Raw genomic sequence first — 14,798 nt, forward strand, 5'->3', positions numbered from 1 at the left:
GGCCCGGGTTGGCGTCACGGTTGTTCCGGCGTCACCAGGGACCACATCGGCGGGTGGTGAGGGCCTCCTTCCCCGCCTTCAGGGTCTCGGCAAAGTCGGCTATCCGCTTGTGGGCGTGAGTGGCGTTTCGGGTTATCGATGGGTAAGACAAATATCGCGTGACCGAGCCTCTGCGGTGAAGGACCCGTCCGCTTGGTCAAGGCAGAGAGGTGGCAGACAGCTGCACTCTGTGTGTCCACAAGGGACGCTTTCCAGTGACGAAATGTCTGCTTCAAAGCCATATGCCCGTTTTGGTGAGGGGGTCGTGAGTGGCAAGTAGGGTTCTAACCCTCTTTGCCACTCACGACCCCCATCGGCAACCGTGCAAATCGCTCAATTCGGGCACTGACACCTCGGGAAGCGTCCCTTGTGGACAGTCGGGAAGGTGTCTTTTCGGCGAGTCCCGCTCCAGTCGCCAACTTCGGCACGCCACGTTCGCCTTACCTCGCTATGGAACCCGAAACGCCACTCGCGACCATGGCAAAGTAGAACCCTCGAAAACCGTACAGATGCGCATCAAGCGGACATCCAGCTGTCGACTGGCGTCCTTTGTGGACACCGTCCGTTCAGGCACCCTGTCGCCTGCCCTGTTCGAATCACCGAGAGCGGCACCGGCCGGCGTTTATGCGACTTTCTCGGGACCAGAGTCGGCAAGGAGGCCCTCACGACGCCGGTGCGCCTGTCGCGACACACTTCGGGGCGCCTTCGGCTTACCTCTCGATAACCCGAATAGCCACTCACGACCCGCGCCCGGTGAGGGCCGTAGCTCTCTTCATCGCATCGGACGCGGCGAAGGGAGGCCTTCACCCCACCACCGAGCCCGCCCAGCACACGACACGTTCGACTCGCGGCTCAGCTCCGCCAACAGGCTCTGAGACGTGAGGACCTTCGGCCCTCCACCGACGACGGCATGAGGAGGACGGTGAACGGCGTGTGACCGAGAGAGTCGTGACCGGATACCCCGGGCGGCGGGGCGGAAGGCGGGAACCCATGCATGCGCAGCGAGGAGATTGGCTGGTCATCAAAGGGCCGGCGGTCGGGAAACCGGACCAGCGTGGCCTGATCATCGAGGTCCGCAATCCGGACGGAACACCGCCCTATGTCGTGCGCTGGCCACAGGACGACCACGTGTCCACGGTCTTTCCCGGCCCCGACGCCGTTGTCGTGACGGAGGCGGAGCAGAACGCCGCGGACGAGGCGGAGCGCGCCCGGCTCGCGGCCGCACGGGAGGCCATCGCCGTGCGGCACTGGTCATGACCGGTGACCGGTGACCGGTGACCGTCGGCCGCGCCGCCCGATCAGCGCGCAGGACAGGTTGTGGCTCAAGCTGGACGAACCCGCCAACCCGATGCTCATCACGGCCGTGCTGTGGACGGCGAGCGAAGTGGATCCTGAGCGCCTGAAGCGGGTGGTCGCCGACCGGCTGGTCGGACGCTATCCGGTGTTCACCCGGCGTCCGGTCCGCGAAGGTGGTGCCTGGTATTGGGAGGACGACCTGGAGTTCAGCCTGGACAGGCATCTGACGGTGAGCGAGCTGCCCGCGCCCGGGACCAGAGAGGTCCTGCAGGACCTGGTCGCGGCGCGGAGAAGCCGGCTCCTCGACCCGGAGCATCCTTTGTGGACGATGGAGCTCTACCGTGGCTACGGCTCGGGGTCGGCGGTCGTCCTGTGCTCGCACCACGCCATGGCGGACGGCATCCGCCTGGTCCAAGTCCTGTTCGGATTGTTCGACCCGGTGGACGGGGACGACAGGCCGGTGAGGATCGGCGGGGTGGGGCCGCGTGGGACCGACTTTTCCCGCGCGCCTTCCAGAGCCGCGGCGAAGGTGGTGAAGGCACTCAACGGGTTCGGTGAGCGGCTGGAGGGACCGATCGCGCGCGTGACCCTGGGCTGGCCGTTGCTCGGCCTGACCGCGGCCGCGGGGCTCACCGGGGCGGTCGCCGAGATCGTGACCACCGCCTTGCCGTCACGTCCGGCCACCGTGGTGAGATGGTTGATGGCGCAGGGATTCACCGCGCGCAACACCGTCGACGGTGTGGTCGGGCTTCTGGCGCCCGCCGCGCCCTGGTCGGGAGACCCGGGACCGGAGAAGGCCGCGGCCTGGGGAGACGCCGTGCCGTTGGAGCTACTCGCCGATGTGGGCCGCGCCACCGGAACAAGCGTGAACGACGTGTGCGTCGCCCTGGTCATGGCCGCGTTCGAGCGGTACGCCCGAGAAGCCGATCCGGGGCGGGGCGAGGCGGAACTGAATTGGCTCATCCCGGTGAGCCGTTCGGACTTCGATGCTTCACTTCCTCCGGAACTCGGCAACGATTTCGCGCTGATACTGGCAGGTTTTCCTCTGCGGCAAAAGAACTTCCGGGAGCGGTTGGATGGCGTGCATCGCCGTGTCTCCGGTATTCGCGAGTCGCTGGAGCCGGTCCTTACGTTCGGTGTCCAGTGGCTGGCGGGCAGGGCACCGGAGGTGGTCTCGGAACCGTTGACGCGGTTCTTCGCGGCCAAGACGGTGGGCGTGCTGACCAATGTCCCTGGACCGCGCCGGCCGGGCGAACTCGCCGGGGCCCGTGTCGAAGGCGTCGTGGGCTGGGCGCCGTGCAGCGGGAAGCAGGCCGTCACGGTCTGTGTGTTCAGCTACGCGGGTTTCGTGCGATTCGGTTTCGGGACTGATCGGTCACTCGTGCCCGACCCCGGACTGCTGGTCGCCGCGCTGGAAGACGCGGTGACCGACGCCGCCGCGCTCACGAACCGGTGAGCGCGGCGGCGCGCTCGGCGATGGTGCCGAGCAACGCGCGGGTGGTGAGCCGGGCCGCGGGCCGGATCGCGTGCCAGTAAAGCGCTATCGCGTGCCGGGCGGCCGGGTCGGTGACGGTGATCCTGGTCTCGATGGTCAACCGGCAGCCCTTTTCCTCCCGTGGCGGCACGGAGAACCCCACGGCGATCGTGCCGCTGTGGGGATGGGCGAAGTCGCGAAAGGACTCCGCCGTGACCTCGTACCACTCGGGAACGGCGGTCCAAAATCGCCCGGCGGCACCCAGGACCATCTCCTGCCCGGGCCGCTCGCCGAGAAAAGCGCATCGTTCACCGAGCATGGTCTCGCCGAGATCGGGAAAGTGCCCGTGCTCGCGGAGCGCTTCGGGGAGGCCTCGCGCGTGGACGAGCGTCCGGACCCACGGCGAACGCACGTCCGCGGCCCGGAGCTCGCCGATCGCCCGGTACAGCGCGTCGGCTGGAACGTCGACCCGCGAGGTCTCCGTGAGAACGAAGGCCGGATGTGGCGCGAAGACGTCGAGCAGCGTGGGGTGGCGGCCGGTACTCACCGCGCCTCCGGACACGCGTTCTCGGCATCTCGAGCGATCGTCCGCAACGTCGCGGCGTGAATGGCCCTGATGAACGGCGAGGCCACGGCCCAGTACAGCCGGAATCGGGAGAGACTCGCGGAGTCCGTGAGTGTGACCCGGATGTCGTAGGACAGCAGGGAGCGCCGTTCACCGTATCGGCGGACGGACAACGACAGCACGATCTTCCCGTAACCCGGTTCGAGGAAGCCGGCGAACTCACCGGGCTCGACTCGCCGCCACTCGATCACCGGTCGCCAGAACTTGCCCGCGACGCCCGCGGCCAGTTCGGCGCCGGGCCGTTCACCGAGGATGACCCAGGCCGAGCCCGCCGCCATGTCGTCGAACGTGAGCCGGGTGGGCACCGACGGGCCGCGACGGCGCCGGAATCGCTCGGGCAGGCCACGAACCCAGCCCGCGGCGCGAACGAGCGGGCCGCTCACCTCCATGAAATCGAATCCGCGTATCGCGGCGTAGGTCGTGACGGTGTCGGCGTCGACCACTCGGTGGCGGAGCACGGAAAAGGCGGGTTTCGGTGCGAACCGGCCGGCCAGTAGTTCCGCGGTGGCCGTCGATGGCGAGCGCGTTCCGCTGATGGGCATCGCGGGGTCTCCTCTCCGGAAAGACAAAGGGTTCTCCGAACCCGTGCACGGCGGGAGGGCCGAACGTCCCGCACCGGGCGGGCCAACGACCCGGCGTATCGGGGCGCCAGGCACTGACCTTCCCGCCACGACGAAGGCAGGCTTGGCCGTAGCACTTCGTGGAAGGCGGTCGAGAGATGGCAGAAGGGTTCGACGACAGCCGGTCGAAGCCGGTGGTGGCCGGAATCGATGGCTCGTGGTCGGCCGTGGAGGCGGCGCGCTGGGCCGCCGGAGAGGCTCGCCGTCGCGGACTTCCGTTGCGGCTCGTGCACGCGTACGAATCGGCCGGACGTGACTATCCCACTCTGGAGGTCACCGCGGCGGAGGTGCGTGAAGCCATGCGGGAGACCGGGATCGTGCGCTTGAGTGCCGCCGGGAAGACCGCCGCGGCCGCCGCGCCCGGCCTGGACATCACGACCGAGGTCGTGGAGGGAGACACGAGGGAGGTACTCGTCGAGGAATCGCGACGGGCTGCCCTCGTGGTCCTCGGTTCGCACGGGCTCGGAAGCGTCGGCAGATTCCTGCTCGGCTCTTCGGGAATCGCGCTGGCGGCCCGCGGACAGTGCCCGCTCGTGGTCGTCCGGGACGGTGACGCGCGTCCAGGTCCGGTACTGGTCGGTGTCGACGGCTGGCCCGACTCGGCGGCCGCCGTGCGATTCGCCTTCCAGGAGGCATCGGAGCTGGGAACCTCGGTGACCGCACTCAGAACGTGGAGTGAGCTGGGCCCGGTCGAGCCGGGCGTGCGGCGTCTCGGCGGATCGAGAGCCGTCCACGACTCCGCACGGCGTGCCTTGGCCGCCGAGGTGTCCTCGGTGGCACACGAGTACCCGGGTGTTCCCTTCGGTTGCGTGGTGGTCCGAGGACGAGCGGGCAAGGTCCTCCGGGAATACGGCGAACGAGCGGGCCTGATCGTGGTCGGAACCCGTGGCCGGAGCGGATTCGCCGGGATGCTGCTCGGCTCGGTGAGCCAAGGCCTGGCAAGCCGGGCACCGTGTCCGGTCGCCGTCGTCCGGGTGGACACCGGGATTCGGAATTCGCACTCCAAGGAAGGAAGCAGCACATGAACGACGTCGAGAACGCGCGCGCGGCCAAGGAGGCACGGGACGCGATCGCCGCCGGATCCGGTCCGTCCCGTTCTTCGGCTGAACTGGCGGAGGCGGCGATGCGGAGATATTTCGCCGCGGAGTCCTATCGCGCTCGGAAGCGCGAGGAACCGTCCGAAGAGGACGAAGAGGACGAAGAGGACGAAGAGCGTCCGTCATGACCGGAATGGCCGTCCGCGACGTCATGACCCGGGACGTCTGCTCGGTGCGGAAAGGTACCCCGATCGCGGATGTCGCCGGAACCCTCGCGGGCCGGGGAATCAGCGCCGTTCCCGTCGTGGACGACGATCGCGATGTCGTCGGTGTCGTTTCGGAGGCCGACCTGTTGCTCAGACATGTCGAGTCGGTCGGCACGCCGCGGCCACGGGTGCCGGGTATCCGCTCGAAAGCGGACGGGCGTACGGCGGCGGACGTGATGAGCACCCCCGCGATCACCGTCGAAGCCGACCTTCCGGTCACGGAGGCCGCCCGGTTGATGGTGGGCAATCGGGTCAAGCGGCTGCCGGTGGTCGACCGCTACGGCAAGCTGACCGGGATCGTCAGCCGGGCCGACCTCGTGCACGCCTTCGTCCGGACGGACGCGGAGATCCGGGACGAGGTCCTGCGGGACATCTCGGAACTGGCCCGTCGCCCGTCGCGGGGTGAGGTGCGGGCGGAGGTGGAGAGCGGGATCGTGACCCTGCGAGGTGAGGTCGAGCGACGGAGTCAGGCGGTTCTGCTGGCGGCGCTGGTGCGTCGCATCGCGGGCGTCGTCGAGGTCGTCGATCGCGTCCGGTTCGGGTGGGACGACGAGGCGAACAGGCCGGCCGGATGACTGAGTGGTCACCATCGCCGCCCCGGTGGCCTCCGTCTCGTGAAACGCTTCTCCTGGCCGGGGTGCTGACGATGCTCGCCGCGGGTGGGATCGCCCGCGTCGTGAGCCCGGTGGCGGCTTCCGTGCTGTGGGCGGCCGCCACCGCGGTTATGTTCGTACCCGCGACGCTCTGGGTACTCGCCGACCTGCGGGCGGGCAGGTGGGGAGCCGACGTGCTCGCCGTGCTCGCGCTGGGCGGCACTGTCGCGGTCGGGGAGTACCTCGCCGGGGCGATCATCGCGGCGATGGTCGCGACCGGCCGGCTGCTCGAAGCGGCCGCGCGTCGCCGGGCCGGACGCGACCTCTCCGCGCTGCTGGCACGGGCGCCGGCCACGGCCCATGTGCGCCGAGGCGACTTCGTCGAGGACGTTCCGGCCACTTCCGTGCTGCCGGGCGACGTGGTCGTCGTGCTGCCCGGCGAGGTCGTTCCGGTGGACGGGATGGTCCGGGGTGCGGGGATCTTCGACGAGTCCGCCCTGACCGGAGAAGCGGAGCCTGCCGATCGTTCGGGGGAAGAGGTCCGCAGTGGTGTCGTCAACGCCGGCGCCGTCGTCGAGGTGTCGGCCTCCGCGACCGCCGACGCCAGCACCTACGCCGGAGTCGTCCGGCTCGCGGAGCAGGCCGCCTCGGCCACCGCGCCGATCGCGCGGCTGGCGGACCGGGTGGCGGTCTGGTTCCTGCCGACGGCACTGGTGATCGCCGCCCTCACCTGGGTGTTCACCGCGGATCCGACACGCGCGGTGGCGGTACTCGTCACCGCCACGCCCTGCCCGCTGCTGCTCGCCGTACCGGTCGCGGTGACCGGCGGAATGTCCCGGATGGCGCGGTCGGGGGTGGTCGTCAAGGACGGTGCCGCGCTGGAACTGCTCGGCCGGGTCCGCACCCTCGCGATGGACAAGACCGGCACCGTGACCGCGGGCCGTCCGGAGATCACCGCGGTGGTCTGCGCACCGGACGACTCGGCCGATCGCGTTCTCGGGATCGCCGCGGCGGTGGAGGAGTTCTCACCGCATGTGCTCGCCGGATGTGTCCTTCGGGCGGCGAGGACCGCCGGAGTCGCGGTCCCGCCCGCCGAGGTCGTGTCCGAGACACCTGGGCGTGGGGTCGAGGGGACGGTGAACGGGAAGAGGGTCCGGGTGGGCAGGCGGTCCGGGAGCCTGCTTCCCGGCTGGGCGCTTGGCGTGGAACGACGAGGAAGGCTCGACCTGGCCTCCGTGATCTGGGTCGAGCAAGACGAGAAGCCGGTCGCCGCGCTGCTGGTGCGGGACGGGCTCAGGCCGGACGCGGCCCGGACGTTGCGCCGTCTGCGTTCGGCGGGACTGACGCGGATCGTCCTGCTCACCGGCGATCGCGTCGGCAACGCGGAGGAGGTGGCGGCGCTGCTCGGACTCGACGACCTGCACGCCGAATGCTCCCCGGGGGACAAGATCTCGTTCGTGCGCGGGGAAAGCGAGCGCGCGGTCACCGCCATGGTCGGGGACGGGATCAACGACGCGCCGGCTCTCGCTGCCGCGGATGTCGGTATCGCGCTGGGCTCGCGCGGTTCGACGGCCGCGGTCCAGGCCGCCGACGCGGTGATCTTGGACGACCGCATCGACCGGCTTGCCGATGCGGTGGACATCGCGCGCCGGGCGAGGCGGCTCGCGGTGGAGAGCGCCGGGATCGGCACCGGCTTGTCGGTGCTCGCCATGCTCGCGGCGGCGGGCGGATGGTTGGCTCCCGTGCTGGGGGCGTTGGTGCAGGAGGGGATCGACATCGCCGTCATCGGGAATTCGCTCCGGGCTCTTCTCGCTCCGCGAGCGTCTCGCCCGCGCGCGCCGGAAGGGTTGGTCGGGCGATTCGCCGGTGAGCACGAAACCTTGCTGCCGGTCCGTTCCGCGGTACGCCTGGCCGCCGACGCACTGGCCGAGGGCGCGGGGCAGGACGCCGACGACGCGGTCCGGCACGCCGGCAAGTTGCTCACGGAGCGGCTTCTGCCGCATGAACGGGCCGAGGAGGAACAGCTGTATCCGGCGCTGGCCGAAGTGCTGGGAGGTCCGGACAGTACGGTCACGATGAGCCGGGAGCACGCCGAGATCGAGCGGTTGATCCGTCGATTGCGCAGGCACCTCGACGAGGCGCCGGACGGCATCCGATCGGACCAGGTCGATGACCTCCGGGCGACGCTCTATGGCCTCGACGCGATTCTCACGCTCCACTTCGCGCAGGAGGAAGAGGCCTACTTCACGCTTTGAGGGACGGCATGTGGTTGTCGTCGCTTGGCCGGCTCTCGCCTCTGCGTTCAGTGCGGGCCCAGAGACGTAACTCGCGTGCTCAGAGACGTAACTCGCGTGATCAGAAGCGTAACTCGCGTGCTCAGAGACGCTGACCACCGGCGATCCGAGGGCGGTGGTCCAACGCGGTCACTTCGAACGCCCACGCCAGGTCGTCGGCTCCGACCACACCGGCCAGACCGCCGGCCCGGGTGACCAGGACGAGATCGCGGCCGGATCGGGGAAAGCCACGCTCCATCAGCGCGGCCACCGGTGCGTCGACGCCGACGACCGTGACCGCCCGATCCTTCCGCGCGACGTCGGTGATCCTGGTCGCGCACCGGGCGTCGGCGGGCACCTTGAGCAGATCGCCGAGGCTGACGACGCCGAGAGGAACGCCGTTGAACGACAGGACCGGAAAAACACGTTCGTGACTCGCACCCGCGGCGTATTCGGCGAAGGCGTCCACTGTCCACCAGCCGGGTGCGATCACCGGCGCGGAGTTCATGATGTCGCCCACCAGCAACCCGCCGAGCCGTTCGCGCAACGGACCGGCGGCGAACTCGGCCTGTGCCGCGAAGATCAGGAACCAGCCGAGCAGGACGAGCCAAAGGCCGGTGAACTGCCCCAGGAAGACCAGTTGCGCGAAACCCGCCATGGCCAGGACGGCTCCCAGCACTTGACCGGACCTGTCGGCGATGGCGCCTGCCCGGGCACGGTCACCCCGCCGCCACCAGATGACCGCTCGCAGGATCCTGCCGCCGTCCAGCGGCGCGCCGGGCAGCAGGTTGAACACCGCGAGCAGGAGGTTGCTGACCCCGAGCCAAGCCAGGCCGCCGACCGGCAACGGCGGCAGGGCACCCGCGGCCAGGAAGGCGCCACCGAGTGCGGTGCCTCCGATCAGCAGGCTGGCGAGCGGGCCCGCCACCGCGATCCGGAAATCGGCTTTCGGCGTCGGTGGTTCACCCTCGAACTCGGCCATGCCACCGAGCATCCACAGCGTGATCCGCCTGACCGTCACACCGTGGAGCCGCGCGACCGTGGCGTGGGAAAGCTCGTGGAGAAGAAGCGAAACGAGGAAGCCCGTCGCGGTGAGCCCACCGGTCACCCAGTACCACGTGGTGTTCGCGCCGGGAGCAGCTTGAGGCAGGACGGCCGACGCCAGGAGATCGGTGATCAGGAGGAGCACGACGAGTACCGACCAGTGGGCTCGTACGACGACTCCGGCCCACCGGCCGAGCGGGATGGCAGTGCGGAACATCGGGTCCCCTTTCCCGGGCGTCGCTGTCCGGTGTTTTCGCGGAGCGGACCCCCAACGGTTCTCGGGACACGGACGGTCGACTAGGGCCGAACAGCCTCGGTCACAGGGCCGTCCGCCGAGCCGGGACCTTCGGCACTTTCGACCGGTGCCGCCGCCGGAACACGGTGGATCCCTCGGACGGACAACGAACCAAGGAGGTTCGAATGCAGGGGAAACGCTGGACCGTGGAGATCTTCATCGACGAGCACGAAGCGCAGACGCGAGCGACCGCGAGACTGGTCAACCGGGATGACACCGGCTTGACGGGCGTGGGAGCCGCGCGACTCAATCCGGTGGACGCGAATGTGCCCGAGATCGGTGACGAACTGGCCGTCTCCCGTGCGTTGAGCGAGCTCGCACACCGGTTGCTCGACGCGGCCGCGGCGGATATCGAGGGCGTCACCGGCAAACCCGTTCATCTCGGCCGCTGACCCGCCGAAGCCCGGCGTGGGGACGAAGTCCCGTCGCGCCGGGACCTTGGACAGCAGAGCGGCGACCGCACCTCCGGCGAGCATGGATTCCATGGAAGGCCAACGTCCGGAGGGAAAGCGATGACCTACGTACGCGACTTGTCGACGGTCAGCCTCGCCGACGCCGAATCGGCGGGCGGCAAGGGCGCGAATCTCGGTGAGCTGATCACCGCCGGATTCTCCGTCCCTCCAGGGTTCGTCGTGCTTCGCGAGGCGTACCTCGCTTCGCTCGACGAAGCGGGTGTGCGCGGTGAGATCGCGGATCTGCACGAGAAGGCGCTCGCGTCCGCGGACGCGCCGGAGCAGCTGTCAGGCCTGTGCGACCAGTTGCGCGTTTTGGTCCACCAGGCGGGGATGACGGCCGGTGTCCTGACCGACGTGATCGATGCCTATCACGGGATCGGGCAGTCGACGCCCATCGCGGTCCGGTCCTCGGCGACGGGCGAGGACGGCGCGGAAGCCTCGTTCGCCGGAATGAACGCCAGTTTCACCAACGTGTGGGGCGACAACGCCGTTCGTGAGCGGATCGTCGACTGCTGGGCGTCGTTGTTCTCGCCCAGGGTGATCGGATACCGGGCCGGCCGTGGCTTCACCGGCGAACCCGCGATCGCCGTGGTGGTGCAGAGGATGATCACCGCCGATCGCTCCGGGGTCATCTTCACCGCGGACCCGCGCTCCGGCGATCGGGACCGTCTGGTGATCGAAGCGGTCTTCGGTCAAGGCGAAGCGATCGTTTCCGGGGCGGTCGAACCGGATACCTATCTGGTGGCCAAAGACGATCTTCGGCTGGTTTCGGCTCGGGTCGGCAGCAAGTCCCACAAGATCATCGCCGAGGTGGGCGGGGGAGACGTCAAAGTCGAGCTTCCCGCGCATACGGCGGGCCGCCGTGTCCTCGACGACGCGACCGTCCTCGAACTGGCGCGGCTCGCGACCAGGATCGAAGACCACTACGAAACGCCCCAGGACATCGAATTCGCCATGACGGGCAAGGAAATCTGGGTCGTCCAGTCCCGGCCGGTGACGACTCTTCCGTCCAGGCGAGAGCCGGCGCCGGACGTTCTCGTCACGGGGCTGGCCGCGTCGCCGGGCATCGGCGGTGGAGCGGTACGGGTGCTGCGTGATCCGGCCGAAGGCGGACAGCTGCGGGACGGCGAGGTGCTGGTCGCCCCGATGACCAACCCCGACTGGGTACCCGCCATCCGGCGAGCCTCGGCGCTGGTGACCGACGGAGGAGGGATGACCTGTCACGCCGCGGTCGTCGCGCGGGAGCTACGGGTTCCCTGCGTGGTCGGCACCGGCGACGCGACACGGGTCCTCGCGGGACGAGGACCCGTCACGGTCGACGGCACCACCGGCGAGGTGCGGTCCGGCTACGTCCGGCCGCCGGCGCGTACCGAACCCGTAGTGGCGTCCGCCGTGCCGGAGACGATCGGAACCAGGCTGTACGTCAACCTCGCCATGCCCGAACACGCCGAAGAGGTCGCCGCGCGGCAGGTCGACGGGGTCGGACTGCTTCGGGCGGAGTTCCTGCTGACCGAGGCGCTCGGCGGGCGTCATCCCCGTGACCTCATCGCCAAGGGCGAACAGGAGTCCTTTGTGGACTCGATGGCCGAGTCCCTGCTGCGGATCACGCGCCCCTTCGGCACACGCCCGGTCGTCTACCGGACGACCGACTTGCGCAGCAACGAGTTCCGAGGTCTCGCCGGGGGCGAGGCCTACGAAGCCGTCGAGAGCAATCCGATGATCGGCTACCGCGGCTGCTTCCGCTACGTGCGTGAGAAGGACCTGTTCGACCTCGAACTCCGCACGCTCGCCAGGGTCCGCGAGCAGACGCCGAACCTGCATCTCATGATCCCGTTCGTCCGCACGAAATGGGAACTGGAGGCCTGTCTCGAGCTGATCGACGCGAGCCCGCTCGGACGGCAACGAGGCCTGCGTCGCTGGATCATGGCGGAGGTCCCGTCCGTGGTGCACTGGCTTCCGGAGTACGCCGGGATGGGCATCGACGGTGTGTCCATCGGCAGCAACGACCTCACCCAGCTGGTTCTCGGGGTGGACCGGGACTCGGCGGTCTGCGCAGAACTGTTCGACGAAGCCGACCCCGCCGTGCTCGACACCATCGGACGTATCGTCGGCACCGCGCGAGACGCCGGAATCACGTCCTCGCTGTGCGGGCAGGCACCTTCGGCGAAGCCTGGCTTCGCGGAGCATCTCGTGCGGTTCGGGATCACGTCGATCTCCGTCAACCCCGACGCGGTCGACGCGTCCCGGAGCGCGATCGCGGCCGCGGAACGCCGGGTCCTGCTGGACGCCGCCCGATGAACGCGATCGAGATCCGCGGCCTGCGGAAGAGCTTCGGCCGCACCAAGGCGCTGGACGGACTGGACCTGACCGTCCGGACCGGCGAAGTCCACGGATTCCTCGGTCCTAACGGTGCGGGCAAGACGACCACCCTGCGCCTTCTCTTGGGATTGCTGCGTGCCGACGGCGGGGAGATGCGAGTGCTGGGCGCGGATCCCTGGCGTGACGCCGTGTCGCTCCATCGGCGCCTCGCCTACGTGCCCGGCGAGGTGGCCCTCTGGCCGGCCCTCACCGGCGGTGAGGTGATCGACCTGCTCGGCAGGCTCCGCGGCGGAATCGACCCACGTCTCCGCGATCGCTATCTGGACCTGTTCGACCTCGATCCGACCCGCAAGGGACGCACCTACTCCAAGGGGAATCGCCAGAAGGTGGCCGTCGTGGCGGCGTTGGCCTCAGACGCCGAACTGCTCCTTCTCGACGAACCGACGGCCGGTCTCGATCCACTGATGGAGGACGCTTTCCGCGACTGCATCCGGGAGGAACGCGACCGGGGCCGGACCGTGCTGTTGTCCAGCCACATCCTCGCCGAGGCCGAGGCGTTGTCCGACCGCGTCAGCATCATCCGGGGCGGGCGCGTGGTCGACACCGGGAGCCTCGGCGAGCTCCGGCACCTGACGCGCACGTCGTTCACCGTGCGGCTGGCCGGGCCGCCGGACGGGCTCGCGGCCTTGCCGGGCGTCCACGACTTCGGCCACGACCGGGACACCTTCCGGATGACCGTCGACAACTCCGAACTCAGTGTGGTCCTAGCCGCGCTCAGCCGCCTCGGAGTCCTGGAACTGACGAGTCAGGCTCCGACCCTCGAGGAACTCTTCCTGCGCCACTATCGCGCGCCGGTCCTGGAGTCCCGATGAGCACAATGACCGGGACCGGCGTCTTGTTCCGCCTCGCCCTGCGCCGCGAGCGGCTACGAGTTCCTTTGTGGACACTCGCCTGCGCGGCGACCACCGCCGGAGCGGCCGCCGCCACCGCGGACCTCTATCCGTCGCAACGGGAACTGACCGTCTTGGCCGAGGCGGTCAACGCGGTGCCGGCGCTGGTCGCCTTCTACGGCCGCATCTACGACCCCACGTCGCTCGGTGCCGCCTCGGTGCTCAAGCTGACCGGTTTCGGTGCCGCACTGGTCGCGTTGCTGCTCATCACCACGGTGGTCCGCCACACCAGGGCGGAGGAGGAGTCCGGCAGGCTCGATCTGCTCGGGTCCGGCGTGCTCGGCAGGCACGCGGCGCTCGCCGCGGCGCTCGCGGTCACCGCCGTCACCGGACTGGCCGTCGGGATCCTGACCGCCGGTGGACTGGCCGTCGCGGGGCTGCCCTTGGCGGGCTCGGTGGCGTTGGGCGCCGGCTGGATGACGACGGGGTGGGCCTTCGGAGCGATCGCGGCGGTCACCGCGCAGTTATGCAGGTCCGCGCGGCTGGCGACCGGTATCGCCGGTTCAATCCTCGGGCTCGCCTATCTTCTGCGTGCCATCGGGGACTCCGGCCCGGAATGGCTGTCCTGGCTGTCCCCGATCGGCTGGGCGCAGCAGATCCGGCCGTTCGCCGGGGAACGCTGGTGGGTCATGGCACTTCCCCTCGCGTTCGCCGCCGTGCTGGTGCTGATCGCGGTCAGGCTGAGCGATCGCCGTGATCTCGGGGCGGGCCTGCTGGCCGACCGCGTCGGCCCCGCTCACGCCGGTCGTGGCCTGCGGAGCATCGGTGGTCTGCTCTGGCGGCTCAACCGAGCAGGTCTGCTCGCCTGGACGGCGGTCTACCTGGTGCTGGGCCTCGTCATCGGCAATCTGGCCAACGGTATCGGCAGGTTCGTCGACAATCCCAGGGCCGAGCAACTCATTCTCGCGTTGGGCGGGGAGAAGGCCCTTTCGGACGCGTTCTTCGCTCTGGAACTGGGTATCGCCGGAGTCGTCGTCTCGGTGTACGCGATGTCCGCGCTCACCCACTTGCACACCGAGGAAGAGGCACTCCGGGTCGAGCCGCTCCTCACCGCATCGGTCTCGCGGACCCGGTTGCTGACCGGCTACCTGGTTGTCGCGATCGCCGGAAGCGTGGTCCCGATGCTCGCGGCGGGCCTGGGCGCGGGACTCGCCAGCGGCCTGCAGACCGGGTACCCCGGCGCCGAGATCGGCAGGCTGACAGCGGCCGCGCTGGTGCAGCTGCCCGCGGTGTGGGTGCTGGCCGGGCTGGCCTGCGCCTTGTTCGGACTGTTTCCGCGCAAGCTCGGCCTGATCTGGGTGGTGCTCGTGGCGATCGTCGTCGTCGGCGAGTTCGGCGTGCTCTTCGGCGTCCCTCAAGTGGTCCTGAACCTCTCGCCGTTCACCCACCTGCCGAACCTGCCGGGTTCGACGGAGGGCATGGCGTCCATTCCCTGGCTCGTCTTGGTCGCCTGCGCGTTGCTCGCGGCCGGTGTGGCGGGCTTCAGACGCCGGGACATCGCGGCTTGACACT

At 69.4% G+C, this 14,798-nt stretch carries 13 protein-coding genes; 10 read left to right on the forward strand and 3 right to left on the reverse strand.

Features of this window, described 5'->3' with window-relative positions; genetic code table 11:
* Nucleotides 1-1,029 precede the first annotated feature (1,029 nt).
* Complete coding sequence (locus tag AC069H_RS19485; RefSeq protein ID WP_478233296.1) at nt 1,030-1,296, forward strand: DUF1918 domain-containing protein; 267 nt, start codon at nt 1,030-1,032, stop codon at nt 1,294-1,296.
* Between the two features lie 10 nt (nt 1,297-1,306).
* Nucleotides 1,307-2,791, forward strand: a complete 1,485-nt coding sequence (locus AC069H_RS19490) for a WS/DGAT domain-containing protein (protein WP_478233297.1) — start codon at nt 1,307-1,309, stop codon at nt 2,789-2,791.
* Here the strand turns inward: AC069H_RS19490 and AC069H_RS19495 are convergent.
* Nucleotides 2,778-3,356 carry a hypothetical protein gene (locus tag AC069H_RS19495; protein ID WP_478233298.1) on the reverse strand — a complete coding sequence of 193 codons (579 nt, stop codon included), beginning with the start codon at nt 3,354-3,356 and terminating at the stop codon, nt 2,778-2,780. The genes AC069H_RS19490 and AC069H_RS19495 overlap by 14 nt on opposite strands.
* Nucleotides 3,353-3,976 carry a hypothetical protein gene (locus tag AC069H_RS19500; RefSeq protein ID WP_478233299.1) on the reverse strand — a complete coding sequence of 208 codons (624 nt, stop codon included), beginning with the start codon at nt 3,974-3,976 and terminating at the stop codon, nt 3,353-3,355. The genes AC069H_RS19495 and AC069H_RS19500 overlap by 4 nt, the downstream gene beginning before the upstream one ends.
* A gap of 176 nt (nt 3,977-4,152) precedes the next feature.
* Here AC069H_RS19500 and AC069H_RS19505 point away from each other — a divergent pair, with 176 nt between their 5' ends.
* The 4 genes from AC069H_RS19505 (at nt 4,153) to AC069H_RS19520 (ending at nt 8,205) form a co-directional block, all read left to right on the forward strand.
* Nucleotides 4,153-5,079, forward strand: coding sequence for a universal stress protein (locus AC069H_RS19505; RefSeq protein WP_478224550.1), 927 nt, complete (start codon nt 4,153-4,155; stop codon nt 5,077-5,079).
* Nucleotides 5,076-5,279: a hypothetical protein gene (locus AC069H_RS19510; RefSeq protein ID WP_478233300.1), complete on the forward strand. Its 204-nt coding sequence runs from the start codon at nt 5,076-5,078 to the stop codon at nt 5,277-5,279. Before AC069H_RS19505 ends, AC069H_RS19510 begins: the two co-directional genes overlap by 4 nt.
* The gene (locus AC069H_RS19515) at nt 5,276-5,932 is read left to right on the forward strand and encodes a CBS domain-containing protein (RefSeq protein ID WP_478233301.1); all 657 of its coding nucleotides are present in this window, start codon (nt 5,276-5,278) and stop codon (nt 5,930-5,932) included. The genes AC069H_RS19510 and AC069H_RS19515 overlap by 4 nt, the downstream gene beginning before the upstream one ends.
* Nucleotides 5,933-6,003: 71 nt before the next feature.
* Nucleotides 6,004-8,205, forward strand: a complete 2,202-nt coding sequence (locus tag AC069H_RS19520) for a heavy metal translocating P-type ATPase (RefSeq protein WP_478233302.1) — start codon at nt 6,004-6,006, stop codon at nt 8,203-8,205.
* A gap of 121 nt (nt 8,206-8,326) precedes the next feature.
* On the opposite strand, the gene AC069H_RS19525 is transcribed toward AC069H_RS19520, so the two are convergent.
* Nucleotides 8,327-9,484 (reverse strand): site-2 protease family protein, encoded by a 1,158-nt coding sequence (locus AC069H_RS19525; RefSeq protein WP_478233303.1) that lies wholly within the window; start codon nt 9,482-9,484, stop codon nt 8,327-8,329.
* Nucleotides 9,485-9,687: 203 nt separating this feature from the next.
* Here AC069H_RS19525 and AC069H_RS19530 point away from each other — a divergent pair, with 203 nt between their 5' ends.
* The 4 genes from AC069H_RS19530 (at nt 9,688) to AC069H_RS19545 (ending at nt 14,794) form a co-directional block, all read left to right on the forward strand.
* On the forward strand, nt 9,688-9,954 hold the full coding sequence (locus tag AC069H_RS19530) for a DUF1876 domain-containing protein (protein ID WP_478224546.1): 267 nt from the start codon (nt 9,688-9,690) through the stop codon (nt 9,952-9,954).
* A gap of 120 nt (nt 9,955-10,074) precedes the next feature.
* Entirely contained in the window at nt 10,075-12,315 is a 2,241-nt protein-coding gene (ppsA, locus tag AC069H_RS19535) for a phosphoenolpyruvate synthase (RefSeq protein ID WP_478233304.1), read from the forward strand.
* Nucleotides 12,312-13,208, forward strand: a complete 897-nt coding sequence (locus AC069H_RS19540; protein ID WP_478233305.1) for an ABC transporter ATP-binding protein — start codon at nt 12,312-12,314, stop codon at nt 13,206-13,208. The genes ppsA and AC069H_RS19540 overlap by 4 nt, the downstream gene beginning before the upstream one ends.
* The gene (locus AC069H_RS19545) at nt 13,205-14,794 is read left to right on the forward strand and encodes an ABC transporter permease (protein ID WP_478224543.1); all 1,590 of its coding nucleotides are present in this window, start codon (nt 13,205-13,207) and stop codon (nt 14,792-14,794) included. Before AC069H_RS19540 ends, AC069H_RS19545 begins: the two co-directional genes overlap by 4 nt.
* Nucleotides 14,795-14,798: the final 4 nt, after the last annotated feature.

Source organism: Amycolatopsis sp. NPDC043887, from assembly GCF_056435665.1.

Excerpts from the sequence above, each read along its gene's own strand:
- AC069H_RS19515 (WP_478233301.1), top strand. The coding sequence starts at position 5,276 with ATGACCGGAATGGCCGTCCGCGACGTCATGACCCGGGACGTCTGCTCG.
- AC069H_RS19500 (WP_478233299.1), bottom strand. The coding sequence starts at position 3,976 with ATGCCCATCAGCGGAACGCGCTCGCCATCGACGGCCACCGCGGAACTA.
- AC069H_RS19540 (WP_478233305.1), top strand. The coding sequence starts at position 12,312 with ATGAACGCGATCGAGATCCGCGGCCTGCGGAAGAGCTTCGGCCGCACC.
- AC069H_RS19545 (WP_478224543.1), top strand. The coding sequence starts at position 13,205 with ATGAGCACAATGACCGGGACCGGCGTCTTGTTCCGCCTCGCCCTGCGC.
- AC069H_RS19525 (WP_478233303.1), bottom strand. The coding sequence starts at position 9,484 with ATGTTCCGCACTGCCATCCCGCTCGGCCGGTGGGCCGGAGTCGTCGTA.
- AC069H_RS19520 (WP_478233302.1), top strand. The coding sequence starts at position 6,004 with ATGCTCGCCGCGGGTGGGATCGCCCGCGTCGTGAGCCCGGTGGCGGCT.
- AC069H_RS19505 (WP_478224550.1), top strand. The coding sequence starts at position 4,153 with ATGGCAGAAGGGTTCGACGACAGCCGGTCGAAGCCGGTGGTGGCCGGA.
- ppsA (WP_478233304.1), top strand. The coding sequence starts at position 10,075 with ATGACCTACGTACGCGACTTGTCGACGGTCAGCCTCGCCGACGCCGAA.
- AC069H_RS19485 (WP_478233296.1), top strand. The coding sequence starts at position 1,030 with ATGCATGCGCAGCGAGGAGATTGGCTGGTCATCAAAGGGCCGGCGGTC.
- AC069H_RS19510 (WP_478233300.1), top strand. The coding sequence starts at position 5,076 with ATGAACGACGTCGAGAACGCGCGCGCGGCCAAGGAGGCACGGGACGCG.
- AC069H_RS19530 (WP_478224546.1), top strand. The coding sequence starts at position 9,688 with ATGCAGGGGAAACGCTGGACCGTGGAGATCTTCATCGACGAGCACGAA.